Here is a 19,010-nt window from a genome sequence, read left to right as displayed (position 1 = left end):
GGGGTGGTTACTCCCGGGACACCCCGGGAGCGGGTCTGGTGGGCACGGTGGGGTCCGGTGCCGGGGCCGCCTCGGCGGATTCGGCCGCCGCCGCCCGCAGGGCGGCGCGCAGTTGCCCCCGGCTCTCGCGCAGCAGCCGGGCGGCGGCCGGGCCGTCGACGGAGCCGAGGACGATGAGGATCGCGTTCTTCACCTCGCCGTCGGCGGCGGCGAGCGCCCGCTCGATCTCCTCGTCGTCCGCGCCGGTGGCGAGGGCGACGATCCGGCGGGAGCGGGCGCGCAGCTTCTCGTTCGAGGCCCGGAGGTCGACCATGAGATTTCCGTAGGTCTTGCCGAGCCGGATCATGGTGGTCGTCGAGATCATGTTGAGTACCAGCTTCTGCGCGGTGCCCGCCTTCAGCCGGGTGGAGCCGGTGAGCAGTTCGGGCCCGGTGACGACCTCGATGCCGTGGTCGGCCGCCGCCGCGAGCGGGCTGCCCGCGTTGCAGGACAGACCGATCGTCAGCGCGCCCAGGGAGCGGGCGTGGGCCACCGCGCCGACCGCGTAGGGGGTGCGCCCGGAGGCGGAGATCCCCACGACGGTGTCGTCGGCGGTCAGCCCGAGCGCGTCCAGGTCGACGGTGGCGAGCCGTTCGCTGTCCTCGGCGCCCTCGGCGGCGCTGAGGACAGCGGTCGGCCCGCCCGCGATCAGTCCGACCACCTCGGTGGGCCCGGTGTTGAAGGTCGGCGGGCACTCGCTCGCGTCGAGGACCCCCATCCGCCCCGCCGTGCCCGCGCCCGCGTAGATCAGCCGTCCGCCGCGCGCCATCCGCTCGGCGGTGGCGTCGATCGCGGCGGCGATCAGCGGGAGCTGCGCGGCGACCGCGTCCGGCACGGTCCGGTCCTCACCGTTCATCAGCCGGACGATGTCGAGCGTCGGCAGCCGGTCGATGTCGGCGAGTTCGGGCCGGAACGCCTCGGTGGTGAGGACGTCGAGCTGGGCGCGGAGCGCTCCGTACGAGCCGCCCGGGGCGGCGGAGCCGTCCGGTCCATCTGGTCCGGACGGGCCGTCCGCGCTGCCGGGACCGTGCGAGCCGTACGAATACGAGGTGGAGGTCATCGAGCACGCTTTCTCTGAGGTCGTCCCGTCCGGAGGCCGTCAGCGGGTGTGGCGCGGGCTGTGCCGGTGGGCGAGGGCTTCGTAGGAGGCGGCGAGCGCGGGCGCGGCGGACGCGTAGGTCCGCTGGGCCACGCCTATGAACAGGCAGTCCACGACCAGGAGCTGTCCGGTGCGGGAGGACATGGCCGCGGGCCGCAGTTCGCTCTCCCGGGAGGTGGACGTGGTCAGCACATGGTCGGCGTACTGCGTCACCGGGCCGTCCGCGCGTCCGGTTATCGCGATCGTGGTGGCCCCGCGTTCGAAGGCGGCGCGCAGTGGCTCGATGACGTCGCCGGTGGAGCCGGAGTGGGTGATGGCGACGGCGACATCGCCGGTCCGGAGCTGGACGGCGTTGGTGACGGCGAGGTGGGGATCGGTGTGGGCGTGGGCGATCAGCCCGATGCGGAGGAGTTTCTGTGCCAGGTCGAGTCCGACGAGGGAGGAGGCGCCGACACCGTAGATGTCGATGCGGCGGGCAGTGGCGGCTGCGCTGACGGCGGCGGCGAGCGCGGCGGTGTCGAGGGTCGCGGCGGTGTCCGCGAGGGTCTGCTGTTCGTCGCGGGCGAGTTTGGCGACGACGTCCGGCAGGGGGTCGTCGACGGAGATGTCGGCGGTGACGCTGGGGGAGCGGCCCGACTGCTGATGGGCGGCGAGCCCGGCGAGGGCGAGGCGCAGATCGCGGTAGCCGGGGTAGCCCAGGAGACGGGCGGTGCGGACGACGGTCGCCTCGCTGGTGCCGGTGCGTTCCGCGAGCCCGGTGACGGTGAGCGCCGCGCAGCCCGCGGGGTCGTCGGCGACGGCTTCGGCGACGCGCTGCATGGAGCGGGTCATGGAGGGGACGAGTGTCCGGACCTTCGAGGCGAGGGCGGCGGGCGCGGGCGGTGCCTCGTTCTGCGGTGGCGAGGAGGGGGCGCCGGTGCCCCCGCCGGTACGGCGGCGGCCACCCGGTGCGGTCCGGCCGGAGGGTCCGGACGATCGGGTCGGTTCGGTGGCCCCGGCGGAGCCGCTGGCTCCGGTCGCCCGTGACGGACCGCTCGGTGCCCCCGTGCTGAAAATTTCCTTCACTGATTCGGTCACGCACTGGAAAGTATTTTCAACAGGGGGTGAGGTCAACCCCCACTGCTGCGGACGGGCGTGTGCCGGACAGCGGGGGACAATGGCTCCATGGCTGACACCAACCTCCTTGAGCAGGCCCTTCATACGGCCCGAGCCCTGGTTCTCGCCGATCTGGCCGCCCGGGATGTGGCTGACGCGGAGGTGGTGTCCCTGGTGGAGGAGTCGGTGACGCACCGCCGCTGGTGGGCCGAGCAGTGGCCGCAGGGACGGGAGTTTCTGACGGGGCTCGTCGCGCAGGACGTCCAGGACGCCCTGCTGGAACGGTACGGGCGCTGGCCGCTCTGCCCGGTCTGCGACCAGGGCGATCCGCATGCGCTGGAGGTCGAACCGGAGCTGGGTCCCGACCCCCGCTGGGTCTGTCACCGGGCGGGGGTCGTGGTCGCGCCCGTCGGGCGCCTGGCATGACCCTGTACATAGATCCGCCGACCTGGCCCGGGCACGGGCGGATGTGGTCGCATCTGATCAGCGATGTCTCGTTCGACGAGCTGCACGCGTTCGCCGTGTCGATCGGCTGCCCCCGCCGGGCCTTCGACGGCGATCACTACGACCTTCCGTCGCACCGCTACCCGGACGCGGTGGCGGCGGGTGCGGTCGAGGTCCCCAGCCGTGAGGTCGTCCGCCTCCTGGTTCACGCGGGCCTGCGCCGCCCGAAGCGCCGCCCCGCCTGACCCGAGCGCCCGTCTGACCCGGCCGTCACACCGGACCCGAGTGCCGCACGGCACCGAGCACTGGGCTCGGCCGTCCCGCCCGACCGGCCGTCGCACTGGACTCAGTGCCTGACCTGAGTGCCGCACGGGACCGGGCACCGGGCCCGGCCCGGGTGCCCGCGCCGGACCCGGTCATGCCCCGGGGCGGCCGGTGGGCGCGGCCCCGGGGCGCGGGGTCAGCGGGTGGCGGAGTGCTGCGCGCCCTCGGTCACAGCGGCACCAGCCGCACCCGTGGAGACGGGGACGGGGACGGAACGCGCCACCACCCGGGAGGCGCTGTGGAGCCGCAGGGAGAGTGCGAGGAGACCGAGCGCGAGCACGGTCATGGCCGCGCCGGCCCAGGCTGTTGCGGCATAGCCGAAGTCCGCGTCGATCACGGTGCCGCCGAGCCAGGGGCCGCCGGTGTTGCCCAGGTTGAACGCGGCGGTGGTGGTCGCGCCCGCGAGGGTCGGCGCGGCGCCCGCCACGTTGAACATCCGGGCGTTGAGCGCCGGAGCCGTCCAGAAGGCGGAGACGCCGAGCAGGAACGAGATCGTCACCGCCGCCGCCGGGGCCCCGCCGAAGAGCGCGAGCGCCACGAGCAGCACGGTGGAGGCCGCGGTACCGCTCAGCAGCACCCCGAAGAGGTGCGCGTCGGCGACCCGGCCGCCCACGGTCGTGCCGACCAGCGCGCCCAGCCCGAAGAGTCCGAGGACCCAGGGCACCCAGCTCTTGTCCATCCCCGCGACATCGGTCAGCAGCGGCGCGAGATAGGAGAACGCGCAGAAGACGCCGCCCGCCGCCAGGGCGGTGACCGCGACGGACAGCCAGACCTGCCGGTCGCGGTAGATCCCGAGTTCCCGCCGGAGCTGCGGGCGCTGCTCGGGCAGCGGAATCCGGGGGATCAGCGTGACCACGCCGACCAGGGCGACCGCGGACGCGAGACCGACCGCCCAGAACGCGGACCGCCAGCCGAACTGGTCCCCGAGGAAGGCCCCCGCCGGGACCCCGAGCACATTGGCGATGGAGAGTCCGCCGATCATCACGGCCATGGCCCGCGCCCGCGCGTTCACCGGCACCATCGCGATGGCGACGGCCGCGCCGAGCGCCCAGAAACCGGCACAGGCGAACGCGCTCACCACGCGGGACACGAAGAGGATCTCGTAGGTCGGCGCCAGCGCACCGGCCACCTGGCCGAGCCCGAAGACGGTGATCAGCGCGATCAGCGTGGTCTTGCGGGGCAGTCGCAGCGTGGCCACGGCCAGCAGCGGGGCGCCGACGACCATGCCGATCGCGAACGCGGATATCAGCAGTCCGGCCTGCGGGATCGAGACGTTCATGTCCTCGGCGATCGGCGGCAGCAGCCCGGAGAGCATGAACTCGCTGGTGCCGAGCGCGAAGACGGAGAGGCCGAGGATGTAGACGGCCAGCGGCATCCGGGAGCGGGAGCCGGAGGAGCCAGGGCCGGAGGGGCCGGAGGGGCCGGAGGGGCCGGAGGGGTCGGAAGAGTCGGGGGCGGGATCGGTCGGTGATTCAGCGGCGGAACGGGACATGCCAGGGGCAACAGCCCCGGACGCGCTGATCATTCCCGTTCCCGCCCCGTTCCCGCGCCCGTTTCGGACCCTGTAGCCGTAGCCGTAGCCGTAGCCGTAGCCGTAGCCGTAGCCGTAGCCGTAGCCGTAGCCGTAGCCGTACCGCTCCCGCCCCGCGCCCTCCCGGAGCGGGCGGTGTCACCCCAGGGTCTCCAGCTCCTCCGTCATATTGCGGCGTGCTCGCTCCTCCCAGTTCCGCCGCCCGTGCGGGGTGTGGAACAGCCGCGGCAGCGCGAGGAGTTGGCGCAGGACGCCCGCCCGTCCGGCGCGGAAGGCGTCGTCCGGGACGAAGCCGTACTCCTCCCGCACGGCCCCCGTGTACGCGGCGTATCGTTCCGGCTCCGCCGCCAGGATCGCGAGGTCCGCGTCGCACAGCACCGCGCCGTTGCCGTCGGACTCCCCGGGCGCGTGCGTGACGGTGAGCCGGACCAGCCGGGCGACCTCCGCCACGGCTCCGGCGGGCAGCCCCGCCTCGGTCAGCGCGCGCTCGGCGAGCCGCGCCGAGCGCTCCTCGTTCTCGGAGCGCTCCGGGAGGTAGACGGCGTCGTGGAACCAGGCCGCGAGCCGCACCAGATCCGGTTCCCCGGCGTGCGCGGCGAGGGTGTCTATGTGGTCGAGGACGGCGGTCAGATGCGCGGTCGTGTGATAGCGGCGCTGCGGCTCGGCCCAGCGGGCCAGCAGATTCTCGGCGTAGGGAAGCGGGTCGAGGGGAAGCGGATCGGGGGGAAGCCGATCGGGCGGCGTACGAGGCGGAAGCGGATCGGGCTCCTCCGCGAGGGCGCCCGTGAACGGGGCGGAGCGCGCGGAGAGCAGGGCCTCGGCCCAGCGGTCACGGAGATCGGGGCTCATACGCCGACTCTAGGTCGTGCCCCGCCGTGCCATACGGAATGCGCCGGGAGCGGCCGGGAGCGGCGGTAAAGACAGATCTCGCACCCCGCGAACCGCCCAAAAATGGAGAAATGGGGTAACACTGGGTTCAGGGAGATGGACGACGTCCCCCTGACGGATGTGTGCCATCCCTGTGACGGAGCGGAGGCAGCCACCATGGTCACCACGATCGTCATCTTTGGGCTCGTCATTGTGTTCCTGCTGACCGGGGCCATGTGGTGGGACTCGATCCGCAGGGAGAAGTACGTACCGCCGCGCCCCGATGAGCAGCCGCACAAGCCCGATCACCGGGAGCACATCGAGGAGGTCCGCGAGGCGGACACCGGTGACTTCCCGGAGGCGGGCGAGGACCGGCTGATGCCGTACAACCTCAAGGCCCACAGCACCCACAGCACGGGCAGGGGCCGCGAGGCCCGCCCGGACCACGGCCCGAATGTGGGCGGCGGGGCGTTCGGCAGCGGCGGCCTGGGCGGCTGACCACGCCGCGAGCACCAGAAAGCCGGACAGACACAGGCCCGGACAGACACAGGCCCGGACAGACACAGACACAGACAGAGACGGAGGCGGGGCCCGGGCATCACGCCCGAGCCCCGCCCCCTCCCGTCTGTCCGGTGCCGTCGGCCACGGCGGCCTGTCCGGCGCCGACGGCCTACGCGGCGGCCTTGAAGCGGCGGAGCCGGAGGCTGTTGCCGACCACGAAGACCGAGGAGAAGGCCATCGCCGCCCCCGCGATCATCGGGCTGAGCAGCCCCAGCGCCGCCAGCGGCAGGGCCGCGACGTTGTAGGCGAAGGCCCAGAACAGGTTCCCCTTGATCGTGCCCAGGGTCCGGCGCGCCAGCCGGATGGCGTCGGCGGCGGCCCGCAGGTCCCCGCGGACGAGGGTCAGATCCCCGGCCTCGATGGCGGCGTCGGTGCCGGTGCCCATCGCGAGCCCCAGATCGGCCTGGGCGAGCGCGGCGGCGTCGTTGACCCCGTCGCCGACCATCGCCACGCTGCGCCCCTCGGCCTGGAGCCGCTTGACGACGTCGACCTTGTCCTCCGGCATGACCTCGGCGATCACCTCGTCGATGCCCACCTCGGCGGCGACCGCCTCGGCCACGGCCTTGTTGTCACCGGTCAGCAGGATCGGGGTGAGGCCGAGCTTCCGCAGCCGTTGGATCGCCTCGGCGCTGGTGTCCTTGACCGCGTCGGCGACCTCCAGGACCGCACGGGCCTCGCCGTCCCAGGCCACCGCGATGGCGGTCCGGCCGGCGGCCTCGGCCTCCCGCTTGGCCCGGAGCAGGGCGGGCGGGAGATGGATCTCCCACTCGGCGAGCAGCTTCTCCCGGCCGACGAGGACGGCGTGGCCCTCGACGACGCCCTGGACGCCGAGTCCGGGGATGTTGGCGAAGTCCTCGGGGGCGGTCAGGGTCCCGACGCGCTCCCGGGCCCCGGTGGCCACGGCCTGGGCGATGGGGTGCTCGGAGGCGTTCTCCAGGGCCCCGGCCAGCCGCAGCACCTCGTCCTCGGTCGCGTTCTCGTCGTTGTGGACGGCGAGCAGGGTCATCTTCCCGGTGGTGACGGTGCCGGTCTTGTCGAGGACGACGGTGTCGACCTTGCGGGTGGACTCCAGCACCTCGGGGCCCTTGATCAGGATGCCGAGCTGGGCGCCGCGGCCGGTGCCGACCATGAGCGCGGTGGGCGTGGCCAGGCCGAGGGCGCAGGGGCAGGCGATGATCAGGACGGCGACGGCGGCGGTGAAGGCGGCGGCCCAGCCCTCGCCGGTGGCGAGCCAGACACCGAGGGTGCCGAGCGCCAGCAGGATCACGACGGGGACGAAGATCCCGGAGATCCGGTCGGCGAGCCGCTGGGCGGCGGCCTTGCCGTTCTGGGCGTCCTCGACCAGCTTGGCCATCCGGGCGAGCTGGGTGTCGGCGCCGATCCGGCTGGCCTCGACGACGAGACGGCCGCCCGCGTTCAGGGTGGCTCCGGTGACGCTGTCGCCAGGGGCGACCTCGACGGGCACGGACTCGCCGGTGAGCATGGAGGCGTCCACGGCGGACGAGCCCTCGACCACGACACCGTCGGTGGCGATCTTCTCCCCCGGGCGGACGACGAAGCGGTCGCCGACCTTCAGCTCAGCGGTCGGTATCCGGACCTCCTGGCCGCCGCGGAGGACGGTGACCTCCTTGGCGCCCAGCTCCATCAGGGCGCGCAGCGCCGCCCCGGCCTTCCGCTTGGAACGGGCCTCGAAGTAGCGCCCGGCCAGGATGAAGGCGGTGACACCCGCCGCGGCCTCCAGATAGATGTTCGACGCCCCGTCGGAACGGGAGATCGTCAGCTCGAACGGGTGGGTCATCCCGGGCATTCCGGCGTGGCCCCAGAAGAGCGCGTACAGCGACCAGAGGAACGCGGCCGACGTACCGACCGACACCAGGGTGTCCATGGTGGCGGCGCCGTGCTTGAGGTTGGTCCACGCCGCCTTGTGGAACGGCCATCCGGCGTAGGTGACGACCGGGGCGGCGAGGGTGAGGGAGAGCCACTGCCAGTACTGGAACTGGAGCGCCGGGATCATCGCCATCGCGATGACCGGGACGGAGAGGACCACGGCGGTGATCATCCGCTCGCGCAGGGTGCGCAGCTCGTGATCGTCCTCCTCCGGCTCACCGCCGTCGGCGGTGCCACCGGGGGCCGCCTCGGCCTTGGGCTTGGGCTCGGTGGCGCTGTAGCCGGTCTTCTCGACGGTTCCGATCAGATCCTGGACGGAGACGCCCTCGGCAAAGCTGACCTTGGCCTTCTCGGTGGCGTAGTTGACCGTGGCCTCGACGCCCTCCATGCGGTTGAGCTTCTTCTCGATGCGTGCCGCGCAGGAGGCGCACGTCATCCCGCCGATGGCGAGTTCGACCTCCTGGTGGGTGGCTGTGTCCGCCACGGTTCCTCCCTGTCCCGTGATTCATACCCCTGGGGGGTATCCCTTCTGGATTCATATATACCCCCTCTAGGTATGGAAAGCAAGTGCGGGCCCCTCATGCTTCCCTCCTGGGGGCCGGGCCCGCGTCCCTCGCACGTGTGGAACCTGTGCGCTTCTCCCGGGGTGATGGTGCGCTCGCGGTACGTGCGCACTAGTCTTGGCATTGGACTAGACCATCGCAGCAGTCCGTCAGTGCGGCGTGCCCGCCCCTGCGCAGCCGCCGCTGCCCCGGCGGGCACAGGCGGCACATCGGCGGTTCGTCTCCCACAGGAGGAATGGGGTTCCCATGAGCAATCGCGCTCTACTCGAAGTGATCGCTCTGGACGAGACGGACGCGGTCGCGGCGCAGTCCGGCGGCGCCGACCGGCTGGAGCTGGTCGCCGACATGGACAAGGACGGCCTGACCCCGTCCCGGGAGACCTTCGGACGCATCCGCGCCGCCGTGGACATCCCCCTGCGGGTGATGCTGCGGCTCGCCGACGGCTTCTCCGCGGGGTCCCACGAGGATGTGGAAGCGCTGGTCGGAGCCGCGCGCGAGCTGCGCGCGGAGGGTGCTGACGAGTTTGTCCTCGGCTTCCTGGACGAGGGCGGCCACCCCGACCTCGTCACCGTGGAGCGGCTGATCGCCGAGATCAACGGCTGCCACTGGACCTTCCACCGGGCGATCGACCGCGCCGCGGACCGGGACGCCCTCCGCAAGAGCCTCGCCGACCTGCCCGGCCTGGACACCTACCTCACCGCCGGTGCGGCGGCCGGGGTCGACGCCGGTCTCCCGACCCTCGTCGCCGAGGCCGCGCGCGGCGGCGAGCCCGGCTACCGGGCCCGGATTCTCGTCGGCGGCGGCCTCCGCCTCGACCATGTCCCCGAGCTGCTCGCCGCCGGGATCGACGGCTTCCACATCGGCGGCGCGGCCCGTCCGGCGGGCTGGTCGGGCCCGGTCGACGCGGCGGCGGTGCGCGAGTGGCGCGAGACGCTCGACGCCTGACGCTCGCGCCTGCCGTCTGCGGCTGGACGTCTGGCGTCCGACGGCCGACGGTCGACGTCCGGCGCCTGCGGCAGTGAACGCCCGACACCCGACGCCCGGCCCGCCGACCGCACCGACCGCACCGAGCAGTTTTGGATAAGTTTTCTTCAGGACTGCTCACTAACGTGGTGCACATGTTCAACGCAATCACGCACTCCGCGCTCTACGTCCTCGACCAGAACGAAGCCCTCGACTTCTACGTCGGCAAACTGGGACTGGAGGTCGCGGCCGATGTCGACATGGGCCTCATGCGCTGGCTGACCGTCTCCGTCCCCGGTCACCCCGAGCGCCAGATCCTGCTGGAGAAGCCGTCTCCCCCGGCGATGTCGGAGGAGACGGCGGAGCAGGTCCGCGAGCTGGTGACCAAGGGCGCCACGGCGGGTTGGCTCATCCTCACCACGGACGACTGCCGCAAGACGTACGAGACGCTGCTCGCGAAGGGCGTCGAGTTCACCGAGGAGCCCACGGAGCGCCCCTACGGCATCGACTGCGGGCTGCGCGACCCGTTCGGCAACCGCATTCGCTTCACCCAGCCGAAGTAACGATCCGGCGCCCCGCGCCCTGCCCGTTCAGGGACGTCCGCTCAGGGGCGCCCGCCCGGGGACGCCCGCTCAGGGACGGTGGAAGACGACCTCCGGGTGAGCGGGGGACGGGCCGTTCAGCAGGGGCTGCGGGACGCCCTTGAGGTGGAGGTCGAAGAAGGCGACCGCATGGGCGCGGGTGATCTCGGCGGAACGCCGGCCCGACGGGGTGCCCGGGAAGCTGGGGGCGCCGTCGGCCCCGTCCGCGAGAGCGGGGGCGTCGATGAAGCTGAAGTGATGGCCGCCGGTCACGGTCAGCCAGCGCTTCCAGCCGTCGAGGCGGGGCCAGGTCGCGTCCCAGGTCGGGTCTGTCCCGGGTGCCGCCCGCTCCGCTCCGAGCAGCAGGAACGGCCGCCCGTCCAGTCCCGTCGCGGGCACCTCGCCGAAGAACGACCCGTCCATGTTGATCCCCGCCCGCACCCGGCGGTCCTCCGCCATGGCGCTCGCGGCGCTGTTCCCGCCGATGGAGTGGCCCGCCATACCGATCCGGGAGCGGTCGATCATCCGGGCGTGCCGCCAGGCCGGGTCCCGTCCGGTGAGCCGGTCCAGCAGGAACGAGACGTCCTTCGCCCGGGTCTCGGGCACGGCGGAACGCGGCTCCTCCTTGGACTCGTCCACCTTCCGGCAGGCGGTACAGGGGAGGACGGCCTCACCGGGGAAGGCCGTCGCCTCGGATTCGTGGGCGTGGTCGACCGACGCCACGACATAGCCCCGGCTGGCGAGTTCGTCACCGAGCAGGCTCAGCGTCGTTCGCGGCAGCCCGAACCCGGGCGAGAGCACGACCAGCGGAAACCTTCCGTGCGCGGGCCGGGCCTCCACCCGCGCGTGGGTACGGGTCGCGGCGAGCCGGTCGGCGTTCCCCACGGGGATCAGCACCCCGTAACCCGTCCTCTCCAGCAGCGCCCGCGCCTCCTCGGCCGACATGGCCGCCTGCCGTGGCTCCCCGCCGCCCGGCCGCGCCGGGTAACGGATGTCGACGAGCAGTCTGCGCGGCCCGGAGGACGGCTCCCAGCGGTCGGGACGGTCGGTGTCGGTCAGCGGGAGAGTGGTGACGCCGACGGTGTACGGGCCGGTGGGACGCGGGAGTTCGAGCGGGACGACGGCCCGCGCCGCGATCCGCTCGGGGCCCGTGGCCGTGGGCCCTTCGGCCTGGGCGGGGGCGGTGGCAGCAAGAGGCAGGGACAGGGCGAGCAGCGCGGCGGCAGTGCCCCGGCGTATGGGTGTCATGCCTGGTGAACCTAGGCAACGGACGGCCTTGGGTCGTCGCCGGACAGGATGACGTGGCGTCATACCCGAGTCGGTATCCACCACTTCGTGTCCCCCGTTCGGCTGAATCACAAGGACGGAGCCCCGGCCGCAGGTGCGGGGGTACAGCCGGGGCCCCGTGACCCGGCCCGGAGCAGGAGACCGGCGGGCCGGGGGTGCCGTCCACCGGGGCGGGCACCGGATCAGTGCGAGGCGCGGGGCACTGACCTGGGCCACAGCCGCGGCGGACGGCGGCTCAGAGTCGTTCCAGCAGGCCCCATGCTATGAATCCGACCGAGAGTGAGCAGGCTGTCAGGGCGTTGACCACTCCGGCGAGGGGCTCGATTCCAGGACGACGGCGTTTCACGGAGATTCCTTCACACATTCTCAGCGACCGTAGTTGCCGAATTGATGGCGGCGTTGGATATCCTCCTGCATTCGGGCACGCAGGCTTGCGAGTACGGGGGACTCGGGGGGTCGGGGATTGGCCGATTTGAGCGTGCAATCGGGGTTGGGGCATTCGCAGGGCGGATACCTCAGCACGTTCAGATCGGTGTAGATGGCATTTCTTGGTGGGGGCTGGCTCACGCCCAACTCTCTTTGCTTCTCCCGGGGGCTGGCGCTTTCTCGATTGCACTGCAATCATCCCTCACGGTCCCTACGATGACCACCAGATCTGGTCCCAACATCCGCGCTGGGAATGGGGGTTGTGTACATGCCGCGTGCTAATGACCTGACACCTGATCGAAGTGCCCGACATTTGTTCGGGGCGAAGCTGAGGAAGTACCGGGAGGCCAAGAACTGGAAGCTGGAGGATCTCTCGAAGAGAGTGCAGGTCAGCAAGAGTCACCTGTCCCGCATCGAGAACGCGACGTTCATGCCGCCGCCGGACCTGCCGGCGAGGCTCGACGCGCTGTTCGGTTTGGACGGGACGTTCCAGGAGCTGTTCGAGATCGCGAGGAACGAGCTGCATCCGGATCAGTTCAAGCGCCGGAACGAGCTGGAGGAGAAGGCGACGGTCATCAAGGAGTACGCCTCGCAGATCGTGCCGGGTCTGCTCCAGACCGAGGAGTACGCCCGGGCACAGTTTCTGACGCACAACTACAAGGCGACGCCCGAGGAGATCGACAAGCTGCTGAACGGCCGGATCGCGCGTCAGTCGCTGCTGTGGGCGAATCCGAATCCGGACTACTCCATCGTTCTGGATGAGTCGGTGCTCCGCCGCTCGTTCGGTGGACCGGGGATACTGCGCCGACAGTTGGCGCACTTGATCGACTGCGCCCTCACTCGGCCTTCGCACACTATTCAGGTCATGCCGTTCAGCCACGGAGCACATGGACTGATGGGCGGCTTGCTCGCGCTCTGGACGCTCAAGGGCGGGCAGCACGTCGCGTACGAAGAGTCCATTACCACTGGCACGCTGCTGGAGGACAAGACAGTCGTCAGCGATCGTGTCCGGCGCTACGATCGGCTCAGTGCGGCTGCACTGCCCCCAAAGATGTCGGTGGACTTTCTCCGGTCCGTGATGGAGGCACTACCTGATGAGCACCACCCCTGACCTCGTGTGGGTCAAATCCTCGTACAGCGGTAACGGTGGCGGCAGTTGCGTTGAGTGGGCTCCGGCTTTCGCTCATGCGCAGGGTGTCGTTCCGGTGCGGGACAGCAAGCAGGAGAGCGGCCCGGTTCTGATGGTCTCTGCCGATGCGTTCGCGGGTCTGGTGACCCTTGCCCGGGGCGTTCAGCTCTAGCTATCAGGGAGGCACGATGCGTCCTGACCTCGTATGGGTCAAGTCTTCGTACAGCGGCAATGGCGGCGGTAACTGCGTTGAGTGGGCTCCGGCTTTCGCTCACGCGCGGGGTGTGGTCCCGGTGCGGGACAGCAAGCAGGAGACTGGCCCGGTTCTGATGGTCTCTGCCGATGCGTTCGCGGGTCTGGTGACCCTTGCCCGGGGCGTTCAGCTCTAGCTATCAGGGAGGCACTGATGCGTCCTGACCTCGTGTGGGTCAAGTCTTCGTACAGTACGAACGGTGGCGGCAACTGCGTTGAGTGGGCTCCGGCTTTCGCTCACGCGCGGGGTGTCGTCCCGGTGCGGGACAGCAAGCAGCAGAACGGCCCCGTCCTGATGGTCTCCGCCGACGCGTTCGCGGGACTCGTGCGGCTGGCCCGCGACACCCGCCCGTAGCGTCGCGCTCGGCAGAAGCCCCGTCCGGTTCCCGGGCGGGGCTTTCGCGTGTCGTCAGTGGAGCCCGGACGAGCACGGGCCCCGTTCGATCGACATCTGGTTTCCGTCGTCGTCGTACACGGTGGTGACCTTCACGGACCCATGGCATCCGGGGTCCGCACACGGCTCGGTGAGTTCAATGACAGCGCCCATCGTGCGCACCCGCTCCCAGGAGTGTCCGCAACGGCCACAACGGCCGTAGAAATAGATACCGACCATGCAGTGATCGCAGCGCCGCCCCGGGGCGGACCGGGGAGTCTGGCTCGGGTACATGGGGTTCTCCCTTCACTCTCACGATGCCCGCCCAGGGACCGGGTGAACGTTCGCGGGGGCTTCTCCGTCGTAGGGGAAACGAGAAGGGCGAGGGATGCGCGGACGACGCGGCGACACCCGGCTGAAAGTGGTCGACGGGGCCGCAGCCGAGGACGGGGCGGTGGACATCGGCCGGCTGCGGGCGGTCCTGCTCATGAGCGGGTTGCCCTGGGGGGAACTGGACGACGGAGTGCAGCAGGTCAGGCTCAAACTCCTGGAGGAGAAGGCCAGAAGAGGAGCGGACGGCATCCGCGACGAACGGGCGTGGACGTCCGTCGTCGCCTCGCGCGTCGCCATCGACTGGCACCGGCAGCGGACGCGTGAGACCGGTCTGCGTGAACGTCTCGCCGCGCGCTGGGCCGTCCGCCCGCCGGTGGAGCATCCGCAGGAGCACCGCGCCCTCGCGCTGTCCGTCGCCGACGGGCTGGCCCGGCTGACGGACAACCAGCGGCAGGCGCTCGTCCTCCGTTACTACGGGGATCTGTCCGTACGGGACATCGCACGGCTGCTCGACATCCCCGAAGGCACGGTCAAGAGCAGACTGTCGAAAGCGTCGGCGGCGCTGCGGAACGTCCTCGGGGCACAAGCCGCTGCGGAAACGGAAGCGGAACAGGGACGAGAAGGGGAGAGGAAGACGTCATGACCGGGCCCGAGGAGCTGAGCGGAGCGGAGCGGGAGCGCCTTCGTCTCGCGCTGCGGATGATCGCCGAGGAGGCGGACCGCCCCGAGCCCGTGGCGGCGGCGCCCCGGCGGGCACCGGGATGGCGGCGGAGGGCGGTGTTCTTCACCGCGGGCATGGCGGCGGCGGCAGCGCTCGCGGGGACCCTCGTCCACGAGAAGGTCAGGCCCTACGACGGGGGAGCCCGGAAGCAGGCGGCGCAGGCGGACGGGGAGATCGAGAACCAGCGAGGGGTGGCGTCGGGAGCGGAGCTGGACGAGACGCGGACGGGGTGGCGGAACGGCGGGGAGTTGAGCGACGCGGAGTGGGTGGCCTGTGCCCGGGTCGTCGTCGACGGTGAGGTGACGGCCGTCCGCAAGGGCGCGCGGGAGGGCCGTATCCGGGTGACGATGGACGTCCGCGAGTGGATCAAACCGGCGCGCGGCGGGAAGCGGCTCGAACTGGACGTGGTCGATCCGGCGGTCGCGGAGGAGGCCCAGGAGCCCTGGCGGCTTGGCCGGAACACGTTGGCCGTCGTACCGCAGCGGCGCGAGTCGGCGGCGGATGTCTTCCATGACGAGGAACGGACGTTTGCCCGTCGTGCCATCGACCGAGTGCTGTCCGCGCAGAAGGCCACCACCTGCCGGGGGGACAGGTAGCGGCCTTCAGCGGCTGTGCGCGGTCGGTGCGTCAGCGGACGTCAGTTGCCGTCAGTTGACGTCGATGTAGTCGCCCGCGGTGGTGACCGGCTTGGTGGTGGAGGTGCCCGCGAAGCTGTAGCGGTAGTAGCCGTCGGCGGTGGCCTTCACGGTGGTCTTCAGCTTGCCGACGCTGTCGGTGGTGACCGTCTTGACGGTGGTGTAGGTCTTGGCGTCCTTGGCGCGGTACTGGAGCTTGACCGGCTGGGCGGAGTAGCCCGTGTAGCGGTCGACGTCCCAGTTGGCGCGGGTGAGGGCGCCGGTGACGGTCAGGTTCGCGTTCTTCTTCACCGGCTCAGGGGCGGCGTCCACGGTCAGCCGGGAGTCACGCTGGACGTGGGTGTGGGCCGCCCGGAACTTCTGGACGAGGTTGCCGTCGTTGCCCACGGCGATGGCGAGGGCGTTCCAGCGGCCCGCGTAGGTGTTGCTGAAGTACGCGGGGTCGACGTTGACGGTCGCGGTGCAGGAGACCGAGCGGCCCGTGCCGCACTGCGCCAGCGTGTGGCTGCCGTAGAGGACCGCGTCGGGCCGGTTGAAGTTCGCGCCGCGCCACAGGGCCGCGCTGGCCCCCTCGATCCCGGACCGGTCCGAGACCTTGAACGTGATCGAGATCTTCTGGGTGCCGGAGAGCTTGACCACGATCGGTTTGCCGCCGTTGACGACGACGTCGGAGATGCGGATGTCGCCCTCCTGGACGTCGGTGATCCGCTGCTTCGACGCCGTGAGGGCCGAGGCGGCCCGCTCGGCCCGGTCGTCGGCCAGGGCGGCGGGCGCCGCCAGGGTGGTGACGGCCAGCGTGCCGCCGATGGCGAGGGCGGCGACGGAAGCGGTACGGCGAACAGATCTCATGAATCTCCTTGACGCATACGTGTGAGGCGCGGGGTACGAAGTACGAAGTACGAGGCACCGGAAAGGGCTGCGGGGGCGCGTGCCTGCGGTCTCCCCGCGTCCCGGCGGCCGTGAGCACGGAGGCGGTTTTCAGCCATGATCGCGCACACGTTCGTGCGAGCATACGGGGTGTTGATCAACACCCCAAGGGGATTACGGGGTGACGGGTGCCACGGCCGGGAGGTCGTCCATCCGCCTGGACTCGGCCAACTGCTCCGGCAGCCGCCGCGCGTGCACCACGGTCAGTCCGGAGACCGCGCGGGTGAGGGCGACGTACAGCCGCCGCAGACCGGTGCGTTCGTCGGGTTCGCCCGCGACGACGGCGGCCGGTTCGGCGAGGACCACGTAGTCGTACTCCAGGCCCTTCGCGAGCGACACCGGCACCAGGGTGAGCCGGGAGACGGCGGTGGTCTCCTCGCCCGGGGCGAGAGGGGTGTGGCCCGCCGCCGCCAGGGCCTCGGACACCTCCGGGAGGAGGGCGTCCGGGACGATGAGGCCGATCGAGCCCTCGTGGCGGAGGGATTCCTCGCAGGCGGCGACGGCGGCGGCGACCAGGGCGCCCACACCGTCCGAATGCTCCGGGGCGGGCGCCTCCACCTCCGCCGGTACGGCTTCCGGAGCCCCCGTCTCCGCCGGTACGTCCTCCGGAGCCGCCGCCTCCTCGCCCGCCGCCGCCTCCTGCGGCACGGCTTCCTGCGGCACGGTCTCCTGCGGCACGGCTTCCGCCACCGCGCGGATCTCCAGGGAGCCCGGGGACTCACGGACCGAGGTGACCTCCGTCAGCCCGGGAGACATGTACGGCAGCAGCCGGGACGCGTACGCGATCACCTCGCGCGGCACCCGGAAACCGGCCGTCAGCTCCTCCACCGCCGCGTCCGGCTTGCCCAGATGCGCCAGGGCCTCGGTCCAGCTCCCCGTGGCCCAGGGCGTCGTGCCCTGCGCGAGATCGCCGAGGACCGTGGCCGAACCCGTCGTACAGCGCCGTCCCACGGCCCGGTACTGCATCGGCGACAGATCCTGCGCCTCGTCCAGGACCACATGGCCGAGCGAGTGCGTCCGTTCCACGAGATCCCTGGCCTCGTCGATGAGGACCGCGTCCGCGGCCGACCACTTCGCCGAGCGCACGCTCCGCGCGGGCTTCGCCCACAGGGCCGCCCGCTGTTCGTCCTCGTCGAGGACCCCGTCGGCGTGCTCGGCGAGGAACGCGGGGTCGGAGAGGAGCCGCAGCACCAGCTTCGCGGGGTCGACCGGCGGCCAGACCGCCTTCACGGCCGCCTTGACGGCGGGGTTGCGGGCCACCGCGTCCTGCACCCGGTCGTCAGGGGCCTCGCCCGCCTCCTCCATCCGGGTCAGGACGGCGTGCGCGATCCGCCGCGGCAGGGCCTCACGGGCCGCCCCGTACCGCATGTCGCGGGCGAGCAGCTCGTCGACGATCTCCGTCAGCTCGTGCACGGGCACCCGCCAGCGGCGGGAGCCGCGCACCACGACGACGGGTTCGGCGGGCGCGGTGACATGGGAACGGATCGCGCGCCGCAGCACCAGCGCCATCCGGGCGTCGCCCTTGACGACGGCGGTGGTCGCGTCGTCCGTGCCGCGCACCTCGACATGGGCCACCAGGTCGTCGACGGTGGCCTGTTTCACCTCCAGCTCGCCCAGCGCGGGCAGCACCTGCTCGATGTAGTGGAGGAAGGACCGGTTCGGACCGATCACCAGGGTCCCGGTGCGGGCCAGCCGCTCCCGGTGCGCGTACAGCAGATACGCCACCCGGTGCAGGCCCACGGCCGTCTTCCCGGTGCCGGGGCCGCCCTGGACGCAGACCGTGCCCGCGAGCCCGGCGCGGACGATCTCGTCCTGTTCGGGCTGGATGGTCGCGACGATGTCCCGCATAGGGCCCACGCGGGGCCGTTCGATCTCCGCCTGGAGCAGTCGGCTGGTGTACTCGCGTTCCTCCGCGTGCTCGGCGGGGTCGCTCAGATTCTCGTCCTCGTAGGCGGTCAGCTCGCCGCCGGTGTAACCGAAGCGGCGGCGCAGCTCCACCCCGAGGGGGTCCTTGCGGGAGGCGCGGTAGAAGGGCTGGGAGACGGGGGCGCGCCAGTCCACGACCATCGGATCGCCGTGGGCGTCGTGGACATGGCGGCGGCCGATGTAGAAGCGGTGGCCGTCCTCCTCGCCGTCGGCGCGGGCGGCGGGGAGGTAGTCGAGACGGCCGAAGAAGAGCGGGGTGTGGGCGAGGTCCGCCAGCTCCTTGATCCGCGCCTCCATCTGGGACCCCAGTACCGCCGCGTTGACCCAGTTCGCGGTGACATCGCGGAGGTCGAGGGCCTCGACCTGCTCGCGCATGGTGCGCAGCGCGGCACGGGAGGCGAAGAGGTGGGACTGTTCCCTGCCCAGCGGGCCGGTGGGGCTGTCGCTGTTGTCGTCGCTGGTCAGGGAGGAGTGGTGGTCGGGCGCGGACACGGAACGGCCTCCAAGCGGGGTAACGGGCGTTGGGGGGCCGGCCGGTTTCCGTCCGGGCGGCGGCGCTCCTCGGGGGAGGCGGGCAAGAGCGGCGATTCTAGCCAGCGGATGGAGAACGGGGCCACGGGGTTGTCCCCGATGGGGAGGAGACGGACCTCATCCTCAGGTGGTGGCTCCGGAGGATGACCCCTCTACCTGGAGTCGTAGGGGTACGGGCCCCGGTTTCCGTCCGTCGGCCGATGTGTCGGAGCGGCGGGAAACGCACCATGGACATATGAGCGCAACGACCTTCAGCCCCAGTGCCCGGACCCCCCGTACCGGGGGTGCCAACGGTTCCGACAACCACATTCCACAGCGGGACGGCGGACCGCTGCGCGCGGTCAGGGTCTTCGTGGAGACGCTGTTCAGCGTCGCCGTCCTCGGGGAGTACGCGGAGGACGCGGGGGTGCGCCGCCGCTGACTCCCGCCCGCTCCCTCCGAATCCCACCGGCTTCCACCGACTTCCACTGAGGGCTGTGTCACGCGGTTCGTCCTGCTTTGACCGTGTCACCCCAG

The 19,010-nt window shown here is 71.5% G+C and carries 21 protein-coding genes; 12 read left to right on the top strand and 9 right to left on the bottom strand.

From position 1 onward, the window contains the following. Window positions 1–7 precede the first annotated feature (7 nt). Both murQ and CRV15_RS12085 read right to left on the bottom strand, forming a co-directional pair. Entirely contained in the window at window positions 8–1,099 is a 1,092-nt protein-coding gene (gene murQ, locus CRV15_RS12090) for an N-acetylmuramic acid 6-phosphate etherase (RefSeq protein ID WP_003953438.1), read from the bottom strand. 39 nt (window positions 1,100–1,138) lie between these two features. Beyond that, window positions 1,139–2,215, bottom strand: a complete 1,077-nt coding sequence (locus CRV15_RS12085) for a MurR/RpiR family transcriptional regulator (protein ID WP_106428601.1) — start codon at window positions 2,213–2,215, stop codon at window positions 1,139–1,141. 87 nt (window positions 2,216–2,302) lie between these two features. On the opposite strand from CRV15_RS12085, the gene CRV15_RS12080 reads away from it, so the two are divergent. Together CRV15_RS12080 and CRV15_RS12075 are read left to right on the top strand one after the other, a co-directional pair. Further along, window positions 2,303–2,659 (top strand): hypothetical protein, encoded by a 357-nt coding sequence (locus tag CRV15_RS12080; RefSeq protein WP_003961306.1) that lies wholly within the window; start codon window positions 2,303–2,305, stop codon window positions 2,657–2,659. Continuing rightward, window positions 2,656–2,922: a DUF4031 domain-containing protein gene (locus CRV15_RS12075; protein ID WP_003953435.1), complete on the top strand. Its 267-nt coding sequence runs from the start codon at window positions 2,656–2,658 to the stop codon at window positions 2,920–2,922. The genes CRV15_RS12080 and CRV15_RS12075 overlap by 4 nt, the downstream gene beginning before the upstream one ends. Before the next feature lie 215 nt (window positions 2,923–3,137). On the opposite strand, the gene CRV15_RS12070 is transcribed toward CRV15_RS12075, so the two are convergent. Both CRV15_RS12070 and CRV15_RS12065 read right to left on the bottom strand, forming a co-directional pair. After that, a complete protein-coding gene (locus tag CRV15_RS12070) occupies window positions 3,138–4,376 on the bottom strand; it encodes a Cmx/CmrA family chloramphenicol efflux MFS transporter (RefSeq protein ID WP_003953434.1) in 1,239 nt (412 codons plus the stop codon). A gap of 294 nt (window positions 4,377–4,670) precedes the next feature. After that, window positions 4,671–5,381, bottom strand: coding sequence for an HD domain-containing protein (locus tag CRV15_RS12065; RefSeq protein WP_003953433.1), 711 nt, complete (start codon window positions 5,379–5,381; stop codon window positions 4,671–4,673). 135 nt (window positions 5,382–5,516) lie between these two features. Here CRV15_RS12065 and CRV15_RS12060 point away from each other — a divergent pair, with 135 nt between their 5' ends. Beyond that, window positions 5,517–5,897 carry a DUF6479 family protein gene (locus CRV15_RS12060; protein WP_009997152.1) on the top strand — a complete coding sequence of 127 codons (381 nt, stop codon included), beginning with the start codon at window positions 5,517–5,519 and terminating at the stop codon, window positions 5,895–5,897. Window positions 5,898–6,069: 172 nt separating this feature from the next. Here CRV15_RS12060 and CRV15_RS12055 read toward each other — a convergent pair whose 3' ends face one another. Next, on the bottom strand, window positions 6,070–8,283 hold the full coding sequence (locus CRV15_RS12055; protein ID WP_003961308.1) for a heavy metal translocating P-type ATPase: 2,214 nt from the start codon (window positions 8,281–8,283) through the stop codon (window positions 6,070–6,072). Window positions 8,284–8,656: 373 nt separating this feature from the next. On the opposite strand from CRV15_RS12055, the gene CRV15_RS12050 reads away from it, so the two are divergent. Both CRV15_RS12050 and CRV15_RS12045 read left to right on the top strand, forming a co-directional pair. Continuing rightward, entirely contained in the window at window positions 8,657–9,355 is a 699-nt protein-coding gene (locus CRV15_RS12050) for a copper homeostasis protein CutC (protein WP_003958569.1), read from the top strand. 173 nt (window positions 9,356–9,528) lie between these two features. Beyond that, complete coding sequence (locus CRV15_RS12045; protein ID WP_003961309.1) at window positions 9,529–9,936, top strand: VOC family protein; 408 nt, start codon at window positions 9,529–9,531, stop codon at window positions 9,934–9,936. Window positions 9,937–10,005: 69 nt separating this feature from the next. Here the strand turns inward: CRV15_RS12045 and CRV15_RS12040 are convergent, their stop codons facing one another. Next, complete coding sequence (locus tag CRV15_RS12040; protein ID WP_003958567.1) at window positions 10,006–11,202, bottom strand: alpha/beta hydrolase family protein; 1,197 nt, start codon at window positions 11,200–11,202, stop codon at window positions 10,006–10,008. Between the two features lie 733 nt (window positions 11,203–11,935). Here CRV15_RS12040 and CRV15_RS12030 point away from each other — a divergent pair. From CRV15_RS12030 to CRV15_RS12015, 4 genes are read left to right on the top strand one after another with little or no spacing between them, the layout of a single operon-like run. After that, on the top strand, window positions 11,936–12,778 hold the full coding sequence (locus tag CRV15_RS12030; protein ID WP_003958565.1) for a helix-turn-helix domain-containing protein: 843 nt from the start codon (window positions 11,936–11,938) through the stop codon (window positions 12,776–12,778). After that, the gene (locus CRV15_RS12025; RefSeq protein WP_003958564.1) at window positions 12,762–12,968 is read left to right on the top strand and encodes a DUF397 domain-containing protein; all 207 of its coding nucleotides are present in this window, start codon (window positions 12,762–12,764) and stop codon (window positions 12,966–12,968) included. Before CRV15_RS12030 ends, CRV15_RS12025 begins: the two co-directional genes overlap by 17 nt. 16 nt (window positions 12,969–12,984) lie before the next feature. After that, window positions 12,985–13,185, top strand: a complete 201-nt coding sequence (locus CRV15_RS12020; protein WP_003961312.1) for a DUF397 domain-containing protein — start codon at window positions 12,985–12,987, stop codon at window positions 13,183–13,185. Between the two features lie 17 nt (window positions 13,186–13,202). Continuing rightward, window positions 13,203–13,403: a DUF397 domain-containing protein gene (locus tag CRV15_RS12015; RefSeq protein WP_003958562.1), complete on the top strand. Its 201-nt coding sequence runs from the start codon at window positions 13,203–13,205 to the stop codon at window positions 13,401–13,403. 54 nt (window positions 13,404–13,457) lie between these two features. Here the strand turns inward: CRV15_RS12015 and CRV15_RS12010 are convergent, their stop codons facing one another. Continuing rightward, the gene (locus CRV15_RS12010) at window positions 13,458–13,661 is read right to left on the bottom strand and encodes a hypothetical protein (protein ID WP_230864152.1); all 204 of its coding nucleotides are present in this window, start codon (window positions 13,659–13,661) and stop codon (window positions 13,458–13,460) included. Window positions 13,662–13,809: 148 nt separating this feature from the next. On the opposite strand from CRV15_RS12010, the gene CRV15_RS12005 reads away from it, so the two are divergent. Continuing rightward, window positions 13,810–14,397 carry an RNA polymerase sigma factor gene (locus CRV15_RS12005; protein WP_003958560.1) on the top strand — a complete coding sequence of 196 codons (588 nt, stop codon included), beginning with the start codon at window positions 13,810–13,812 and terminating at the stop codon, window positions 14,395–14,397. Beyond that, window positions 14,394–15,071, top strand: a complete 678-nt coding sequence (locus CRV15_RS12000) for a hypothetical protein (RefSeq protein WP_003958559.1) — start codon at window positions 14,394–14,396, stop codon at window positions 15,069–15,071. Before CRV15_RS12005 ends, CRV15_RS12000 begins: the two co-directional genes overlap by 4 nt. 51 nt (window positions 15,072–15,122) lie before the next feature. Here the strand turns inward: CRV15_RS12000 and CRV15_RS11995 are convergent, their stop codons facing one another. Together CRV15_RS11995 and CRV15_RS11990 are read right to left on the bottom strand one after the other, a co-directional pair. Next, window positions 15,123–15,959: a hypothetical protein gene (locus tag CRV15_RS11995; protein ID WP_003958558.1), complete on the bottom strand. Its 837-nt coding sequence runs from the start codon at window positions 15,957–15,959 to the stop codon at window positions 15,123–15,125. Between the two features lie 192 nt (window positions 15,960–16,151). Continuing rightward, on the bottom strand, window positions 16,152–18,455 hold the full coding sequence (locus CRV15_RS11990) for a HelD family protein (protein ID WP_003958555.1): 2,304 nt from the start codon (window positions 18,453–18,455) through the stop codon (window positions 16,152–16,154). 274 nt (window positions 18,456–18,729) lie between these two features. Between CRV15_RS11990 and CRV15_RS11985 the strand changes: the two genes are divergently transcribed. Then, the gene (locus CRV15_RS11985) at window positions 18,730–18,915 is read left to right on the top strand and encodes a hypothetical protein (protein WP_003958554.1); all 186 of its coding nucleotides are present in this window, start codon (window positions 18,730–18,732) and stop codon (window positions 18,913–18,915) included. Window positions 18,916–19,010 lie beyond the last annotated feature (95 nt).

The organism is Streptomyces clavuligerus, assembly GCF_005519465.1.
GTDB lineage: Bacteria > Actinomycetota > Actinomycetes > Streptomycetales > Streptomycetaceae > Streptomyces > Streptomyces clavuligerus.
The sequence above is the reverse complement of the archived record's forward strand: the minus strand, read 5'-3'. Positions and strand labels throughout refer to the sequence as shown.